We start from the raw sequence: 17,591 nt of genomic DNA on the forward strand, positions 1-17,591 counted from the left end.
CAATGGGATACGGCAAATGGGACGACAGCACCTACGAGGCGTCCAGGACCTTCCGCGCGAGCCGCGGAATCGACGACTTCGGTTACAGCGGCGCGATGCGGAACCTGCCCGCGTCGGAATGGAAGGCCGATCCCGCGCTCGATCCGCTGGGCGTGACGTTGCGGGAATCGCGGGATTCCGCCGATCACCCGGATTCGCTGCCGATTGCGGTTCTGTTCGACGTGACCGGCTCGATGGGTGTGGTGCCGAGGATCATGCAGGCGAAACTCGGAAAGCTGCACGGGTTGTTGCAGCGCAAGGGCTACGCAGAGGACCCGCAGATACTGTTCGGCGGGATCGGTGACGCCGACTGCGATCGAGTTCCGCTGCAGGTCGGGCAGTTCGAATCCGGCAACGCAATGGACGAGCAGTTACGCACGGTGTTCCTCGAAGGCGGTGGGGGCGGCCAGAAGTCGGAAAGCTACGAGCTTGCCGCCTATTTCATGGCGCGGCACACCGCGACCGACGCGTGGGACAAGCGGGGCAAGAAGGGGTATCTGTTCATCATCGGCGATGAGTTGAACAAGGACCGCTTGCCCGCGCGTCACATCCGCAATTTCATCGGTGACGATGTGCGCCAGGATATTTCGGTCGAGTCCGTGTATCGGGAGCTGGAGCTGCGCTGGAACGTCTACTACGTACTGCCCAACCAGTCGAGCTACTTCGACGATCCAGAGATCGGCGCACACTGGCAGCGGCTGCTCGGTCAGCGGTTCATGAAACTCGACGATCCTGCTGCCGTCTGCGAATTGATCGCGCTGACAATCGGTCTCGAAGAGGACCGCGTCGATCTGGGCGAAGGTCTCGCGGATCTGCGCGATGTCGGATCGCACAGCGAGGCGGCCTCGGTCGCACGGGCGCTGGCCGTTGTCGGACCGAAAGCCGTTGCGGCGGTCGGGACGCTGCCGGACGACCTCGCCGGTGACGACGACATCACCTTCCGCTGAACACGATTCGGGCCGGGCGCCTCGCGCGCCCGGCCCAACACAGGAGAACCGGACATGTTCGATACACCTTTCGACGACCGCGCGATCGTCGTCGTCGATCTAGGCTTCGGTGACGCAGGCAAGGGCGCCACGGTCGATTGGCTTTGCTCACAGCGGGCGGATCTCGACGTGAGCGCGGTCGTTCGATTCAACGGCGGTGCACAGGCCGCGCACAACGTCGTCGTCGACGGCCGGCACCACACGTTTTCCCAGTTCGGTTCCGGGATGTTGTCCGGTGTCCAGACCTTCCTGTCCAAACACATGTTGGTCGAGCCGATCGCGCTGGCAACAGAATCGCGGCAGCTCGCGGACCTTGGGGTCGTGCAACCGCTGTCGATGCTCTCGATCGACGAACGAGCGCTCGTGACGACCCCGATCCACGTTGCCGCCAACCGAACGCGCGAAGACCGGCGCGGGCGCGACCGCCACGGTTCCTGCGGCAAAGGAATCGGTGAGACGGCCTGGTACGCGCTGGAATTCGCGGAACTCGCGCCGACCGTCGGTGACTGCCGCCAACCGGGCCTGCTCCGGTCCAAACTCGAGGCGATGGCAGAGCACTACGGGCCGCTGCTCGACGGCAGCCGCCACAGGTATCCGGAGATCGCCGACCTGGTCGGCGTATACACCGAATTCGCCTGCGCGGTAAAGATTGTCGGCAATGGCCATCTCGGCGACCTTGCGGCGCGTGGCCGACTGGTGCTCGAAGGCGCCCAGGGCGTCCTGCTCGACGAATGGCGCGGATTTCACCCGTACACGACGTGGTCCACCGTGGAGCCGTCGAACGCGCGTCGAGTGCTCGCCGAGATAGGTTGTGATCCATACGTTCTCGGCGTCACCCGAAGCTACCTGACGAGGCACGGAGCTGGACCGTTCCCGACTGAAAACGCACGGCTCGGCGCGGTGCTGACCGAGCCGCACAACCCGTCAGCGGGGTATCAGGGCGCCTTTCGCGTCGGTCACTTCGATCCTGTGTTGCTGCGCTACGCGATGACGGCGTGCGGTGGTGTCGACGGCGTCGCGATCAGTCATCTCGACGCACTCGAAACTGCCGCCGGTGCGGGAGTGCCGATTGCGGCAGCGGCGGCGTATGTCACCGCGGCCGGAATCGTCGAGTCGCTTCCCCTCGGGACATGGCAGGACCTGGAGCACCAGCAGGCACTGACCGACGTAATCGGCAACGTGTCAGCCGTTCTCGAACCGCTGCCGATCGGCGGTGCTGCCGACTGGATCGGCGACGCGCTCGAGACGCCGGTGGTCCTGACGGCCGACGGGCCGGACCGCGCTGCGCGGCGCCAGAGGGTTGGCGCGGCATGATGTGAGCCGTGGAACAGTCTGCTGTATCGGTCGATACCGTCGCCCTGCGGTTCTGGGCGGGCGACGATACGGTGACGCTCGGCGTAGCGCCGCGCGAATGGGAGCCGTTTCGCGGTCGACTGGCATTGCCAGGCGTCTTGCTCGGCCGCGGTGAGCAGTTGGTGGCAGCAGCCCGCCGCGCCCTGACGACCAAGCTCGGTGTGCCGGACGAGGCGATCGGCGCCGTCGGGCAGTTGGCGACGTTCGACGAGCCGAATCGCGATCCCCGCGGCCCCACCCTGTCCATCGCAATGTGGGCGGTGGTCGACGAGTTCGCCCCTGCTGGGCAGACCGCGACCCAGTGGTGTTCGATCGGGAATCCCGCGAAGCTAGCGTTCGATCACAACCGGATACTCGCAGAGGTACGCCCCCTGCTGAGTGAAACTCTTTGGCGACGAACCGATTTCACGAGAGTTCTGACGGGGAAGCGCTTCGCGGCGTCGCGCGCTGTCGAGCTGACAGCGGCACTGTCGGGGGCGGCGCCGGATCCAGGAAATCTGAACCGAACGCTGAAAGCTGTCCCCGGACTGGTCCGTACCGAGGAACGAGTTCGCGTGAAGGCGACCGGTCGACCGGCGGTGGTCTGGGAGTGGTCGCCGGATCAGTGAGCGACGCGGGCAGACGGGGGAGCGGCGTCGAAAAGGTTTGCGGCCGTGACCGGTCGGCCGAGCAGGTAGCCCTGGCCGTGGTCACAGCCGAGTGCGGTCAATATGTCCAACTGCTCGGTCGTCTCGATGCCTTCGGCAACGACGACCAGTCCGGTTGCGTGCGCCATCGCGATGATGCTCGTGACAATGGCCTGAGATTCCTTCGACGTGCCTAGTTCGGCAACCAGCGGCTGGCCGATCTTGAGGATGTCCAGTGGCAGGCGTTGCAACTGCGCGAACGACGAATACCCGTTCCCGAAGTCGTCGATCGCGAGGCGGATGCCGAGATTGCGCAGTGCACGCAGGGTCGCGCCGGTGGCCTCGGGCTCCCGCATCAGCGCGCTCTCCGTGATCTCGACGCACAGCGAATTGGCGGGCAGAGCCGACCGCCGCAGTGTCTCCTGAATTGTCGACACAAGGCGTGGATCGTCACTCTGCGCCGCCGAAAGGTTTACTGCGAGTTCGAGAGTCGGATGGGACCGGCCGCGCTGTACGGCGAGTTCGGCGGACCCCACGGTGAGGACGTGGTTGCCGACCACGTTGATGAGGTCGCTCTGCTCGGCAAGCGGGATGAACTCGTTCGGAGGCACGGGCCCGAACACCGGATGTGACCAGCGCAGCAAACCTTCTACGGCAATGGTGGTCATCGAGCGCAGGTCGACGATCGGCTGATAGGCGACCCAGAGATTGCCCAGCGACTGCGCGGTCCGCAGGTCTTGCTCGAGTTGCAGCCTGCGCTGTATGCGTTCACGCATCTCGACGGTGAACACCCGGCACCGGCCGCGGCCGCCGGTCTTCGCCTGATACATCGCGATGTCCGCGTCGCGAAGCAGATCGGCACTGGATCGTCTGTCGACCCCCTCCGCGAGCACGATCCCGATGCTCGCGTCGACGTGGAGTTGGCGGCCGTTCACTGCCATCGGTTCGGACAGAACGGCGCGCAACCGTTCGGCCTGTGCCGAGACCGCCTCGCGGTCCTGGCTTGCGGTGCTGACGACAACGAATTCGTCTCCGCCCAGTCGCCCGACCACGTCGCTGGCGCGAACCGCCCGCCGCAGCCTGTCGGCGGCGATGCGCAAGACGTCGTCGCCGGTGCTGTGCCCGAGCGAATCGTTGATCAGCTTGAACTGATCGATGTCGATGAAGTGCACGGCGATGCGGGAAGAGGCCACACTGCGGCGCAGGGCGGTGTCGAGTTTGGCGATGACGGTCGATCGATTCGCGAGACCCGTCAGGGAGTCGTGTGAGGCTTCGTACCGCAGCCGATCGCCCGCGATGGTCTGTTCGGTGATATCGGCGAACGATGCAACGACTGCGGCGTGCGGCTCCTCCGGATCGAGCGGGCGGCAGCTGATCGAGAGCCAGAGGCGCTTACCGTCCGCACGGTCGAACTGATAGGAGCGCACCGCTCGTGGCGACCCGGTCCGCAGTGTCTCCAGGATCGGGTGGTCGGCTTCGGGAACCCGGCCACCGCGGCGGTCGAAGAGGACGAGGTCGAGGATGGGTAGCCCGATCAGGGAGTCGGCCCGCTTGCCGAAGATCCGGCCCGCCGCGGGGTTTGCCAACTCGACGTATCCGCTGGCGCCGACGACCACCACGCCTTCGTGCAGCGAGGTGACGACCGTGCTGAAGCGCTGTTGGGCACGGCGGCGCGAAGTTTCGTCGGCGCAGACAAGCACATAGCCGCCGTCGGACTCGGCGGCCGATATCCGCACCTCGACGGGCGCACCACCTGTCCGCACGTGCGTCGATTCCACGATCCCGCCTGCGGCGATGATTTCTTTCGGGTCAAGTTCGGCGCCCACCACATCGGCAACCGGAAGGCCGATGGTCTCCTCGGCCGTGCGGCCGTAGATCACCTCGGCGGCAGGATTCCACGAGGTCACAACGGCGTCGGCGGAGGTGGCGATGATGGCGTCACTGACGCTCTCGACCAGAGCAGCTTTGAAGCGCAGCGCTGTTTCGGCGGCCTTCTGTACCGACACGTCGCGCATGATCACCTGAAATGCCGGTCGCCCTTCCCACAGGGTGCGCACCGACACGACTTCGGACTCGACCGGTTCGCCGTCGCAACGCAGCATGATTGCTTCCGACGGCGCCGTTGCCGATCCGGTCGTCGTCAATTGCAGTAGCCGGTTCACCATTTCCGGAATCGAATCAGGGTGAACGAAATCGGTAATAAAACGCCCGATGATGTCATCGGGCGTTTTGGCGCGGGAATACTCCATAGCCGCTGGATTCACGTAGACGACGCGGCCGCCCTCATGGACGCAGATCGCGTCGGGACTCAGTTCGACGAGCATTCGATATCGGTCCGCGAGGTCGGCGAAAGCTTCCCGCTCAGAACCGACTTCGACTGTGAGACCGGGAACATGCGCGGCGACGTCGGCCGGTGTCCTGTCGTCCGACCTACTCACCCAAGCCTCCTCGGCTCAGCAACCAAAAACACGTTGTCATGCTTCGGCCAGTCTCTGCTGACAATTATCCAGCGTAGCGACTCTTCTACCGAAATATCGAACCTATCACCCGAACATGGGCCCGGCATTCTGGCGTGTCTCTCGAAGAACGGGGTTAATCAGTGTCACTGCCTGGGAGGTAGGCCAAAACACTGACAGCTAAGGGGAATCACAATGAGTATTCGGCATGCCGGTATGGTCGGATTGGGTGCCGTTACCGGATATGGATGGGGCCGGGATGCCCTGTGGCGTGGCCTCGTTTCGGGTAAGCCGGCGGCCGCCCTGGTCGGTGGCTATGGCCGCACCGACGACGAAGCCGGTTGGGTGGTCCGTGTCCCCGATGACGGCGACGAAACCGAGGGTCCAACACGATTCATTCGGGCGATGCGCGCCGCCGTGCGCGAAGCCGTCGACGATGCGTACGCGCGCGGATGGAGACCCGGTGCGAAGGTGGGTCTGTTGCACGCCGTCGTGCTCGGTGATCCGGAACTGTGGCGAACGTTCATGCCGGCCGAAGCCAACCAGCTGCGAATTCGGGACTATCTCGCGCTCGTCCCGTCGACTCCGATTTCGGTTCTCATGCAGGAGTACGGGTTCCACGGTCCAGCCATGAACGTTTCGGCGATGTGCACGTCGGGCAGCGCAGGTCTGCTGACGGCGAAGATGTGGTTGGACGCAGGAATCGTCGACGACGTCGTGTTCGTAACTACGGACCTGTCCGCAACGCCGCACATCGTCCGCCAATTCGTCCGGCTGGGCGTGGCGATCACGGACGCCGAGCCGCTCGCTGCCTGCCGGCCCTTCCAGGCGGGCAGTCGCGGATTCACTTTCGGCGAGGCTTCCATCGGTTACGTGCTGTCGAAGCGGTCCGGTGACCCATATACGAACGTCCTCGGCGGTGCGATGTCACATGACGGTTTCCACGTGACGTCAGTGGACCCGGCCCTGACGAACGTGATCGGCTGCTACGTGGATGCACTGCGCAATGCGAACGTCGACCCCTCGGAGGTCGCCTACTTCAACGCGCACGGTCCCGGCACAGCGCAATGCGATGGCGCCGAGGCGACTGCGGTGGAAGCACTCTTCCCGTCGACGACCCGCATGTTCTCGGTGAAACCGCTTGCGGGCCATTGCCAAGCCGCAGCAGCCTCGGTCGAGATCGCCGCGACTGCGCTCAGTCACGACCGCGGGATAATTCCGGCCGCGCCGAAGGTTGCTGCCGGTCACCCGCAGTTGCTGGACGGCGCAACCCCGTGCGTCGACGGCATCACAGTCAAGTCATCGCTCGGAATGGGTGGTCACAATGCGGCAGTCGTCCTCGCGCCGGGGCGTTGACCGAGCCCGATCCGGTTGCACGCGCAGGTGTCTGCGGCGCGTGCAACCGGAACCTGCGAACTTATCTACAGACCGGCCTTGATTGCGGCGGCCTGCTTCTCGGCGAGCGAGACGGCCCAATCCTCGGGGACGGGATCCGACCCGGCGGCCGTGAAGGTCATGGTCGTGAAGGTGTCACCCTGCTGGAAGACGAGGATGGTGAGCGAGCCGCCCGCGGGGTCGGCACCGGAGATGATGCTGCCGCCGTCGCCGACGTCGATCGTCTTCGCCTCACCACCGGTGACGGAAGTCGGCAACGCCTCCGCCGCACCCTGTGTTGCGACTTCGGCAGCCGACTCGTCGGGAAGGGCGACGAGGATGACGCCGATGTTGCGCGAGCCGTCACCGTTCACGAAAACCGTCGAAGCTCCCGGCTGCCCCGTGCCGCTGTCGGGCTGCGTGTTCGCGGTGAACGTGTCACCGGGGAGTTCGATGTCGGTCGCCTCGATCAGGAGCGAGTTGTAGTCGACATCGCCGTTGCTCGAGCTCCCTTCAGCGCCCGTCATGGCTGGCGCGGCAGACGCGGAGGTGGTCGCCTTGTCTTTCGAGTCGTCGTCACTTCCGCATGCCGCGGTCGCGGCACCCGTCGCCAGTGCCAACGCGATCACGCCGGCGGCGGTTGCTTTGGAAATTCTCATCAGTCGATCAGCTCCATCGGAGAAGGGTGTCGGGGGAGAGCACCGCTGCACACTCGGCGGCGGATCGATGCTATTCCGGACAGACCGTTCGTGGAGCGAATCAGGCCGTCGTGAGGCGTGTCGTGGCTAGGCTTCTGCCCCAACACCATTGGTTTGGCCGTATGTCCGGCTCGCACCGTATTCCAGGCGCCGGTCCTCAGGCTCGGAGTTCGGTGACACCGGCAGGCGGCAACCCGGCCGCATAGGCCAGAACCTCGCTGAAGGCCTCGACGTGCGGCGCAAGTGCAGCATTGGTCGGCGTCCACGACGCCCGCAGCTCCAGCTGGTGTGCGCGCGGCGGTCCGGCGATGTCGCCGTAACGCACCGAACTGGTCGCGGTGACGGTGCCGCCGAGGGCGTTCAACGGTTCGTCGCGCGATTCCAGTGCGTCCACGAGCCAACTCCACGCCACTTCCGGCAGCAGTGGATCGGATGCGAGGTCGGCGTCGAGGTCGGCCTGGATGTAGGCAACGAGGCGCAGGGTCCCGTTCCAGGCTTCGTCACCATTGGGGTCGTAGAGCAAGATCAACCGTCCGAACGCGTCACCCTCGGATTGCTCGGGAACGATGTCGGAATCCGCGTGCTTGACTTCAGCGCCGATCGCGTACGAATAAGGGGCGAGCCGCTGCGGCGGCCGGATCGGCCCCAGCTCGATGGCAGGGTGCACCGTCGCCGAACCCATCGCGTCGACTGCGGCGCGAAAAGGTGCGGGCTCGGCGGCTGATCCGGGCGTACTCACAAATTCGCAGGTTAGACCTGTATAAGACTTCCCGCAGGGAGGCGCGCCGACCTGGGCGGGCTACGTGAGAGCATGGAACCGATGAGTGAGACGCTGAAATGAACATGGTGCCCCAAGGGCATACAGCTGGCTATCCGACGCGACGGCGGTTGGCCGATTCGCCGTTCCTCGCGGCGGCAAACGGGCAAACTCCCAGCCATCGTCCTGTGTGGTTCATGCGCCAGGCCGGGCGATCGTTACCGGAGTACCGGGCGATTCGCACCGACGTCGGAATGCTCGAGTCGTGTTTCGACGCCGAACTGGTCTGCGAGATCACCATGCAGCCCATTCGGCGCCACAAAGTCGACGCCGCGATCCTGTTTTCCGACATTGTCGTGCCCCTGAAGGCAGCCGGAATCGACCTGGACATCGTGGCCGGTGTCGGACCGGTGATCGCCAACCCGGTCCGCTCTGCTGCCGATGTGCAGGCGCTGCCGCGGTTGCTGCCCGAGGAGGTCGGCGCCGTCTCGCGAGCGGTCGGGCTCTTGACCGCAGAGTTGGGCAGTACGCCGCTCATCGGTTTCGCCGGTGCGCCGTTCACTTTGGCGTCCTACCTCATCGAAGGTGGCCCGAGCCGCAACCTCGAGCGCACCAAGGCGCTCATGCACGCCGACCCGCAGACGTGGAACGCGCTGCTGGGCAAGCTCACTGATATCACCATCGCATTCCTGCAGGCACAGATCGCCGCGGGCGTCGACGCGATTCAGCTCTTCGATTCGTGGGCGGGCACCCTGTCGCTGGCGAACTACCGCAAATTCGTCCTGCCGCACAGCGAGCGTGTACTTGCCGAGGTCGCCGATCTGGGAGTGCCGCGGTTCCACTTCGGGGTCGGCACCGGCGAACTGCTCGGCGCGATGGGTGAAGCCGGTGCCGACGTCGTCGGTGTCGACTGGCGGATACCGCTCGACACGGCGGCACGACGCGTCGGCCCCGGAAAAGCGTTGCAGGGCAACCTCGATCCCGCAGTCCTGTTCGCGGGGTCGGCATCGGTCGAGGCCGAGGTCCGGCGCATCGCGGCCGAAGCCGATCGCGCCCTCGAACTCGGCGCAACCGGCCACGTCTTCAACCTGGGCCACGGCGTTCTGCCCAGTACAGATCCAGATGTCCTCACCGCCGTTGTGGAGCTGGTGCACTCGCTGTGAGGTTCGCTGTCGTCGGCGGGGGCATCTCGGGACTCGTTGCCGCCTATCGGCTGCGACAGCGTTTCGCTGACGCCGAGATCACGATCCTCGAAGCGTCCGACCGGGTCGGCGGCAAGCTGTGGACCGTTCCGCTGGCGGGCGGCGACATCGACATCGGGGCAGAGGCTTTTGTCGGGCGCCGTCCGGAGGTCCCTGCGCTGCTGACCGAACTCGGTCTGGCCGAACAGTTGGTGCATCCCTCGGGTGCACGCCCACTCGTCTGGGCCGGCGGGGAGCTGCATCCTTTGCCCGCCGGAACGTTGATGGGGATACCAGCCGACGCAGACTCGGTCGCAGGACTCGTCGACGAATCGACTCGAGCGCGAGTCGCCGCCGAACCGTCCGTACCCCTGGAATGGGACCGGACCGCCGATATCGACGTCGGCTCGCTTGTTGCCGACCGGTTCGGCGAGCAGGTCGTCAGGAGGTCCGTCGATCCGCTGCTCGGCGGCGTGTATGCGGGCCTGTCGAGTTCGATAGGCGTCCGCGCCGCGCTTCCGACGCTGGCCGCCGCACTCGACAACGGCGCGGCAAGTCTTACTGCTGCGGTCCGGCAGGCGTTGCCGCCGCCCTCTACGGCACCGGTTTTCGGCGGCATCCGCGACGGGTACGGGGTGTTGCTGGACGCACTTGTCCGAGCGGCCCGCGCGGACGTCCGGCTCGATTCACCGGTGACCGACATGTCAGCCGTCAGCGGGTTCGACGGCGTAATTCTTGCGCTGCCCGCGTGGGCACTCGCGACGCTTTTGCCGGACCTGGCGCCCGAGACCGCAGCTATCGAACACTCGACAAGCGCACTGGTCGCGCTCGCGCTGCCCCCGGACACGGCGCTCCCCGGCAATTCGGGGATTCTCGTCGCAAGCGGAGAGTCATTGCGCGCCAAGGCCTTCACCTTGTCCAGCCGGAAGTGGCCGCACCTCGCCCGACGTCAGGTGCTGATCGTGCGAGCGTCCTTCGGGCGAGCGGGCGAGAACATGGACCACTGGACAGAGCGAGATCTCATCGATGCCGCGCGTGCGGACCTCGAGAGGGTCACCGGCACGTCGATCGAACCCGTGGACGCCACGGTCGCGCTGTGGCGCAACGGTTTGCCGCAATACGGTCCGGGCCATCTGGACCGTGTCGCCGCGATCGAGGCAGCGGTGGCCGAGCTGCCCGGCATCGAAGTCGCCGGTGCCTACCTGGGCGGTGTCGGAGTTCCGGCGTGTGTCGCATCAGGCACGGCTGCCGCGGCACGGCTCGCGACCGAAGTGGCACGATAGCGGTATGGCACGCCTCGATTATCAAGCGCTCAATTCGACCATCCGCTACCTGATGTTCTCCGTTTTCCAGGTACAGCCCGGCGTGCTGGGTGACGACCGCGAGGAAGCGATCAAGCAGGCACGCGTCTTCTTCGAGGGACTGGCCGACAAGGGCGTCGTGCTGCGCGGAATCTACGACGTCGCTGGGCTGCGCGCGGACGCCGACTTCATGCTCTGGACTCACGCCGAGAACGTCGAAGAGTTGCAGGCCGCGTACGCCGACTTCCGCCGGACCACGCTGCTCGGCAAAGCCAGCGCGCCGGTTTGGAGCAATGTCGCGATCCACCGCCCAGCCGAGTTCAACAAGAGTCACATCCCCGCGTTCCTTGCCGGCGAAGAGGCTGGCAACTACATCTGTGTGTACCCGTTCGTCCGTTCCTACGAGTGGTACCTGCTGCCCGACGAGGAACGGCGCAAGATGCTCGCCGACCACGGCAAGGCCGCCCGCACGTATCCCGATGTCCGCGCCAACACGGTGAGTTCCTTCGCGCTCGGGGACTACGAGTGGGTCCTCGCATTCGAGGCGCAGGAACTGCACCGCATCGTCGACCTCATGCGAGACCTGCGCGCGACCGAGGCTAGGCTGCACGTGCGCGAGGAGATTCCGTTCTTCACCGGCCCCCGCGTGGACGTCGAGAAGCTCATCGCATCGCTGCCGTAGGCCTACCGGGTTGCGCGGAGGAGCAATCCTACGATTGCGCTGCCGAGTTCGAAGAGGTCGCCCGCGTCGGCGACATCGTCCAGTGTGGCGCTCAACCGGCGGCGCCGACTGCGCAGGAAGAGAGCGCGAACGGTCATCGCGATGATGGCGGCGGCCAGCAGTGTCGCGATAGCGACAAAAACGAGTGGTTGGTCCATGGTTGTCTCCGCGGTCAGCCCAGCGAACTGCTGGTGCCTCCCAGGGTCCTAGGACCGACTACTCGCCAGAAGCACCCCTAGGTGGAAAATCCGTGCCCTTGACAGTGCTGTCAGTCGGTGCCTGCAGGCTTCAACTTCAGAGAGATGGAGTTGATGCAGTACCGCTGATCCGTCGGCGTCGGGTACCCCTCACCCTCGAAAACGTGGCCGAGGTGGCTGTGGCAGTTGGCGCACAACACCTCGACTCGTCGCATGCCGAGCGACCGATCCTCGTTGAGAATGACCGCGTCGGAGTCCTTCGGATCGAAGAACGACGGCCAGCCGCAATGCGATTCGAACTTTTCGTTACTCGTGAAGAGTTCCGCACCGCATGCACGGCAGGCGTAGACGCCGTCGGTCTTGGTGTCGGTGTATTCGCCGGTGAACGGCCTTTCCGTACCGGCAAGGCGGAGCACCTTGAACTCGGCAGGCGTCAGGCGGACGCGCCACTCGTCGTCGGTCAGCGAAACAGGGGGCTTGGATTCGGTAGAACTCATGCCTCCACGCTAATAGGTTTGCGGCCTACGTTTCTGACATCTCTGTGACAGGTTGTTTCGAAAGCACGGGCGTGGGTTCGGCAGGCGCCTTCTTCGGGAGGAGAAACGACGGTTCGATTCCGCCTGCGAGGCGACCTTCCCTGCGCGCTGCAAGGTAGCGGTCGGACAGCACAGCGAAGACGACGATGAGCAGCAAGCTCCACCCGAGGGTCGTCTTCATGTACTCGGCCAGTCGTCCCGCGGCGGGGAACCGGGTCGAGAGCCAGCTGTCGTAGGACATGAACCCGTAGATCGCGAACCACGCCGGCCAGTTCCGCAGCACCGAGTTCTTCATGACGACCGTCATCAGAAGCGGGAAGAGCATCATCGAGTAGTACATCTGGCCGAGCGACGTCAACAGGAAGGACGCCGTCAGCAACACACCGGACGAGGTCGCGACGAAGAACAATTCGTCTTCGCGGCAGTAGCGATACAGCAACCACAGGGACACGGCGACCATTCCGCCGAACAGCAATCGGATCGCCCAGGTGACACCCGTCGGGAGCCCGTAGTACTCGCCGTTGCCGACGATCGCGCTGTTGAAATAGTCGCGTGATTCGACGAGGTAGGGGAGCGTGTGCTTGACGAAGTCGATCGCGTCGACCGACAGTGGCCAGGCCAGCGCCGTGAGGACAAGCGGCACACCGATCGCGGTGATGAACACCTTCCACTGCCCGCGCAGGAGTGGAATCAGAAGTAGCGGCGCCAGAATCGGTTTGACCGCGAACGTCAGACCCATCGCGGCACCGGCCCAGAGGTCTTTTCGCTTGAGCAGCAAGGAGATGAAGGCGACCTCGGCGAGCAGCACACAGCCGTTGATATTGGTGAAGATGAGCGTATTGGTGACCGTCTCCGACGCGAACATCGCGAGCAGCAATATCGGTGCAGCGATCGATTCGAGCGACAGCTTGAAAAGCTTGAGCAGGAGGTACCAGGCGACGATGATCGCGATCGCATTGACCGAAATGAATAGCCACCGCGACTTCTCCGGATCGATCACCGCGATCGGTGAGATCAGCAGGGTGCCGCTGGGCGGATATAGGTAGTGCGGGTCGACCGAGTCGTAGTTGGCACCGTAGACGGCTTCATGGTTGAGGAACCGCAGTGCGGCGTCGTAGACGGGTTTGAAGTCGTCGGTGATATTCCCGTTGATGGCCTTCACGAACACGCGGTGCAGCACGGTCAGGATGGCAATCGGCCAGATCGCGAACTTGATCGCGTCCGCCGTAGAACGTGCAGTGCGCGGCTCGAGCTGTCTTAGGAACACTGGGGAACGGTACACCGATGGACCCCTGATTTGTGCGACGCCCCGCTGTGATCGGGTCGATCGGACTCGGGTTTCAGGCCGGGCACACGGTTCCGTTCTCGGGCAATTCGCCGGTATCCAGGTACTTCACGATCGCGGTCTGAGCGCAGCCGGAGTGAGCGAAAACGGGATGGCCCCAGCCCTGCCAGGTGATGGCGGACGCCTTGCCGCCCGCGTTTCCGATGGCTCCTGTGATGGGCCCGAGGCCGGCATCGCCGACCACAGGATCGGCCGCTGTGCTGAGCGCTAGGACCGGGATTTTCAAGTCGGTCGGCGGATTGGTTCCCGAGCCGACAGGCCAGGCCGAGCAGACGAGCAGTGACGTCGCACCTTCGACGCCGAAGACCGGATAGGTCTGTGCCCACTCGGTCTGCAGATTGCGGACCTGCGGAGGCGTCGGCCACTGCAGGGTGTCGCTGCACCGGTTGATGAACTGACCATCGCTCCCGGTCGTCGCTTCTTCCCGCAGCACGATTGCGTTCAACTGGGTGAGGTCGCCGCGGCCGGCGGTCGCCAGCGCGTCGGCGAGCACCGCCACACGGCTCGGCTGGTCGCTGCGCGGCGAGCCGAGGAAGCCCGCGATCGCTGTCAGCAGCGAGTTGGCCGACACCCCGGGTAGCTCGCCGCGGCGGGCTTTCCCGACGAGATCGGCGACGGCGGCTCGCGGGTCGGGTCCCAGCGAGCACTGCAGGCCGACGCATCGGGTCGCGAACGCGGTCAAGGCGGCCTCTGCGCCCTGCAGCCGATTCGCAGCGAGAGTCTGCCCGTCGAGCCCGAGGCCCTCCGGGCCGTCGAGGATCAGGCGACCGACCTGCGCCGGATACTTCGCCGCGTAGTTGAGCGCGACTCTGGCGCCGTTTCCGGTGCCGAGTAGGGCGAGACTGTCGACCTGCCAGATGAGGCGCAGCTGCTCGATGTCATCGGCCGCGTGGGCGGTGTCGAACGCGAGCTCCTGCGGTTGCAGGAAGTCTTTGCACGCGATTGTCGCCGCTTCGCTGAGTTCCGCGACACGGTCGGCCGCGTCACCCTCCCCGGTAGAGAACTGGCCGAGGTCGGCCAGACCACGCCGCGTGTCCGCGGCCATGCATTCGATCGGCTGTGAATTTCCGATGCCGCGCCGGTCGACGGCGACGATCGGCCGCGTGGGCAGAATCGCGCTGCCCGGACCGGTCGCCAGAGCCGCGAGCGTGCCCGACGACGAGCGGTCCGACCCTGACGTCAGTACGAGAGGCAGTGCGTCCGTCGGGGTCTGCGGAAGCCGTGCGCGTAAGGCACCGACGGTGAAGGTGCCGTAGATGTTCCCGGCCGCGTCGATCGGTGCGGAGAACTCACCGCAGTCGAAGACGAGGCCGGGCGGTCCCGGGGCCAGGCCGAAGAGGTTGATCATCGCGCCCGTGCACTCACGCCAGTCGATGTCGCCCTTGGGTGCCTGCAGTTGCGGGATCTGGTCTTCGGGCTTGGTCGTGGTGGGTTCGCCGCGCCCGCCGTGGTGTTCGACCTCGACAGCGACGTTCGGCCGGTCGGACGGTCCGCCGCTGCACGAGCAGCAGACAGCGACGACGATTCCCAAGATTGCCGCCAGGCGAGTCGAGCGCATGAAGGACAGCCTGCCAGGTTTATCGGCGGGGGCGCGCGGACACCCAGCGCGTGAGTAGCGTCCCGTCGTCGTCGGCGAGCACGTGAGCGCGTGCCATGGGGTACGTACTCGCGTTCGGCGAGACCGCGATTCGCCCGGCGCTACCCCCGATGAGCAGCGGAGACACCGTCAGGCATAGTTCGTCGACCGCCTCGTCCGCAATCAATTGCCCGAAGAGTGTCGGACCGCCTTCGCACAGCACGCGGCGCAACCCGAGGTCGTCCAGGGTCTCGACGATCGCGTCGGTACCGACGGTGTCCGCACCGAGTTCGAGCACGGTGGCACCTGCGTCTGCGAGGCGACGTTTGTTGTCGGCGTCGGCGTTCGACGTCGTGAGAACCAGTGGCGGCACACTGGTGTCGGTCAGCAGCCGCGAGGCCGGATCGATCTTGGCGCTCGCCGAAACGACGGCGATCGGCGGCACTGCGGCGAGCCCATGGGCCAGGCGCCACTCCCGGCGCGTTTCGTTGGTCCGTGCGCCGCCGTAGTCCTCGGTGCGCGCGGTGCCGGCTCCGACGAGCACGACGTCTGTCAGTTCGCGCAGCACTCCGAACACGCGCTTGTCAGCTGGTGTGCCGAGCCCGCCCGACGAGCCCTCGACTGTCCGTGCACCGTCGAGGCTCGATACGAAGTTGATCCGGAGCCACGGCGATCTGAGGTCTTCGGGGTACGCGTACCGGTCACGCAACTCGTCGACGTCGGAAATGTTCGGCATTGTCACCGGGTTCGCCATCCTGTGAGGTGGGTCGCAATATCGTTATGCTGCACGTGTCCCATATGAGCACGTCGTTAGGGTGGCGCGCATGCCCGAACGTCTTGTCGATCGCAGCCCCGTCGTGCCGGCCGACCAGTTGGTCGCACAGATGGTGCCGCCTCCCATGTTCGACGAGGTCAGCTTTGCCTCCTACATCCCGGATCCGAACCAGCCGAGTCAAGCGCAGGCCGTGAGCAAGGCCGCGGACTTCGCTGCGAAGGTCGCGAAGATCCGGTCGGGCGGAAAGCGCGGACTCTTCGGCAAGAAGACCGCGCCCGTGGGTATCGGCCTCTACCTCGACGGTGGTTTCGGCGTCGGAAAGACGCACTTGCTCGCGTCGATCTTCCACAGCGCACCGGGACCGAAATCGTTCGGCACCTTCGTCGAACTGACGCATGTGGTCGGCGCCCTCGGTTTCACCAAGGCGGTCGAAGAGCTTTCGGCAAACAGTGTGCTGTGCATCGACGAGTTCGAGCTCGATGACCCTGGCGACACGATGCTGGTCTCGCGCTTGCTGTCGGAACTGTCTGCACGCGGGGTCTCGATTGCGGCGACTTCGAATACTCTGCCCGGGCAATTGGGGGAGGGACGATTCGCGGCGCAGGATTTCATGCGAGAAATCAAGAAACTCGGTTCGATATTCGAGTCGATTCGTGTCGACGGTCCGGATTATCGGCACCGCGACCTACCGCCGGCACCGGATCCGTCGACAGCCGCCGCATTGGTCGAGCGTGCCGACGCAATTCCCGGCGCCACGCTCGACGACTTCGATGCCTTGTGCAAACACCTGAGCACGTTGCACCCGTCGCGCTACGGCAAGCTGGTGAAAGATGTCAAAGCGGTATTGATTCAGAATGTTCATCCGGTGGACGATCAAGCGGTCGCTTTGCGGTTCGTTGTTTTCGCGGACCGGTTGTACGACGCCAGTATTCCGGTTGCGTGCTCGGGTGCAAAGCTCGACCAAATCTTTACGCAGGAAATGCTGGACGGCGGCTATCGGAAGAAATATCTGCGCGCGACGTCACGGCTATTGGCGTTGTCGCGATTCCAGGCCGCGACGAATTGAATTCAGATACGACGTAGCATCACGAAATCGTGGTGCAATTGCGACCCGACTCGAAAAGTCTTTGTGCCGACGGTATCGAAACCGTTCTTCGTGTAGAAGCGCTGCGCGCGCTGATTGTGCTGATTGACGCCCAGCCACACCCCCGCGTGGCCGAGTGATTTGGCGTAGTCGATCGCGGCGTCCATCAATGCGGTCGATACGCCCGTACCGTGCTCGCCCGGCAGCACATACATCTTGCTGATTTCGAGTGCTGGCGCGATGCTGATCAGCCGCGCAACACCGGGATCTTCGGGTGGGCTGTCGAGGACCATTGCATAGCCGACTATTTTGCCGCCCTTGGTGGCCTTGAGGACCGTCCTGGCAGGGTCGGAGAGGTAGTCGCCGAATGCCTCGAACGACAGAACTTCGTCTATGAAGACTTCGATATCTTCTGGAGATGCGTCTGGCGGGCACGCAAGCGGAAACGTTGCTGCGGCCACATCGCTCAGAGCTTCTGCATCCCACAGTCCGGCCCGGCTGACGTCGACGGCGACCATGATCATGATCCTAGTAGAACATGTTCGCGTTCCGATACGTGGTATCTACGCGTTTGCCAGGGGCCGCG

At 64.9% G+C, this 17,591-nt stretch carries 17 protein-coding genes; 8 read left to right on the forward strand and 9 right to left on the reverse strand.

The genetic code is table 11. The features are described from left to right. Positions 1-2: 2 nt before the first annotated feature. From JGU72_RS10490 to JGU72_RS10500, 3 genes are read left to right on the forward strand one after another with little or no spacing between them, the layout of a single operon-like run. Positions 3-986, forward strand: coding sequence for a hypothetical protein (locus JGU72_RS10490; RefSeq protein ID WP_199683847.1), 984 nt, complete (start codon positions 3-5; stop codon positions 984-986). A gap of 54 nt (positions 987-1,040) precedes the next feature. Then, positions 1,041-2,339, forward strand: coding sequence for an adenylosuccinate synthetase (locus JGU72_RS10495; protein ID WP_199683849.1), 1,299 nt, complete (start codon positions 1,041-1,043; stop codon positions 2,337-2,339). An 8-nt stretch (positions 2,340-2,347) separates the two neighbouring features. Next, positions 2,348-2,986, forward strand: a complete 639-nt coding sequence (locus JGU72_RS10500) for an NUDIX hydrolase (RefSeq protein ID WP_199683851.1) — start codon at positions 2,348-2,350, stop codon at positions 2,984-2,986. Here JGU72_RS10500 and JGU72_RS10505 read toward each other — a convergent pair. After that, positions 2,980-5,442 carry a sensor domain-containing protein gene (locus JGU72_RS10505; RefSeq protein WP_199683852.1) on the reverse strand — a complete coding sequence of 821 codons (2,463 nt, stop codon included), beginning with the start codon at positions 5,440-5,442 and terminating at the stop codon, positions 2,980-2,982. The genes JGU72_RS10500 and JGU72_RS10505 overlap by 7 nt on opposite strands. A 213-nt stretch (positions 5,443-5,655) precedes the next feature. Between JGU72_RS10505 and JGU72_RS10510 the strand changes: the two genes are divergently transcribed. Further along, positions 5,656-6,816 carry a beta-ketoacyl synthase N-terminal-like domain-containing protein gene (locus JGU72_RS10510; RefSeq protein ID WP_199683853.1) on the forward strand — a complete coding sequence of 387 codons (1,161 nt, stop codon included), beginning with the start codon at positions 5,656-5,658 and terminating at the stop codon, positions 6,814-6,816. Positions 6,817-6,881: 65 nt separating this feature from the next. Here JGU72_RS10510 and JGU72_RS10515 read toward each other — a convergent pair whose 3' ends face one another. After that, complete coding sequence (locus tag JGU72_RS10515) at positions 6,882-7,493, reverse strand: hypothetical protein (protein ID WP_199683854.1); 612 nt, start codon at positions 7,491-7,493, stop codon at positions 6,882-6,884. 196 nt (positions 7,494-7,689) lie between these two features. Then, positions 7,690-8,271, reverse strand: coding sequence for a DUF3000 domain-containing protein (locus JGU72_RS10520; protein ID WP_199683855.1), 582 nt, complete (start codon positions 8,269-8,271; stop codon positions 7,690-7,692). A gap of 104 nt (positions 8,272-8,375) precedes the next feature. Here JGU72_RS10520 and hemE point away from each other — a divergent pair, with 104 nt between their 5' ends. Genes hemE through hemQ form a run of 3 tightly spaced genes read left to right on the forward strand, consistent with a single transcriptional unit; the run spans position 8,376 to position 11,453 of the window. Continuing rightward, positions 8,376-9,452, forward strand: a complete 1,077-nt coding sequence (hemE, locus tag JGU72_RS10525; protein ID WP_199684558.1) for a uroporphyrinogen decarboxylase — start codon at positions 8,376-8,378, stop codon at positions 9,450-9,452. Further along, a complete protein-coding gene (locus tag JGU72_RS10530) occupies positions 9,449-10,753 on the forward strand; it encodes a protoporphyrinogen oxidase (protein ID WP_199683856.1) in 1,305 nt (434 codons plus the stop codon). Before hemE ends, JGU72_RS10530 begins: the two co-directional genes overlap by 4 nt. A gap of 4 nt (positions 10,754-10,757) precedes the next feature. Further along, positions 10,758-11,453 carry a hydrogen peroxide-dependent heme synthase gene (gene hemQ, locus JGU72_RS10535; RefSeq protein WP_199683857.1) on the forward strand — a complete coding sequence of 232 codons (696 nt, stop codon included), beginning with the start codon at positions 10,758-10,760 and terminating at the stop codon, positions 11,451-11,453. 2 nt (positions 11,454-11,455) lie between these two features. Here hemQ and JGU72_RS10540 read toward each other — a convergent pair whose 3' ends face one another. The 5 genes from JGU72_RS10540 to JGU72_RS10560 form a co-directional block, all read right to left on the reverse strand. Then, on the reverse strand, positions 11,456-11,650 hold the full coding sequence (locus tag JGU72_RS10540; RefSeq protein WP_199683858.1) for a hypothetical protein: 195 nt from the start codon (positions 11,648-11,650) through the stop codon (positions 11,456-11,458). 110 nt (positions 11,651-11,760) lie between these two features. Then, complete coding sequence (gene msrB, locus JGU72_RS10545) at positions 11,761-12,186, reverse strand: peptide-methionine (R)-S-oxide reductase MsrB (RefSeq protein WP_199683860.1); 426 nt, start codon at positions 12,184-12,186, stop codon at positions 11,761-11,763. Between the two features lie 25 nt (positions 12,187-12,211). Beyond that, entirely contained in the window at positions 12,212-13,492 is a 1,281-nt protein-coding gene (locus JGU72_RS10550; protein WP_199683862.1) for a glycosyltransferase family 87 protein, read from the reverse strand. 73 nt (positions 13,493-13,565) lie between these two features. Then, complete coding sequence (locus JGU72_RS10555; RefSeq protein ID WP_199683863.1) at positions 13,566-15,128, reverse strand: alpha/beta hydrolase; 1,563 nt, start codon at positions 15,126-15,128, stop codon at positions 13,566-13,568. 19 nt (positions 15,129-15,147) lie between these two features. After that, on the reverse strand, positions 15,148-15,882 hold the full coding sequence (locus tag JGU72_RS10560; protein ID WP_233532156.1) for a pyrimidine reductase family protein: 735 nt from the start codon (positions 15,880-15,882) through the stop codon (positions 15,148-15,150). An 88-nt stretch (positions 15,883-15,970) separates the two neighbouring features. On the opposite strand from JGU72_RS10560, the gene zapE reads away from it, so the two are divergent. Next, positions 15,971-16,987 carry a cell division protein ZapE gene (zapE, locus tag JGU72_RS10565; RefSeq protein ID WP_199683865.1) on the forward strand — a complete coding sequence of 339 codons (1,017 nt, stop codon included), beginning with the start codon at positions 15,971-15,973 and terminating at the stop codon, positions 16,985-16,987. A 2-nt stretch (positions 16,988-16,989) separates the two neighbouring features. Here the strand turns inward: zapE and JGU72_RS10570 are convergent, their stop codons facing one another. After that, on the reverse strand, positions 16,990-17,529 hold the full coding sequence (locus JGU72_RS10570; protein WP_199683866.1) for a GNAT family N-acetyltransferase: 540 nt from the start codon (positions 17,527-17,529) through the stop codon (positions 16,990-16,992). Positions 17,530-17,591: the final 62 nt, after the last annotated feature.

The organism is Antrihabitans auranticaus (assembly GCF_016481275.1).
Taxonomy (GTDB): domain Bacteria; phylum Actinomycetota; class Actinomycetes; order Mycobacteriales; family Mycobacteriaceae; genus Antrihabitans.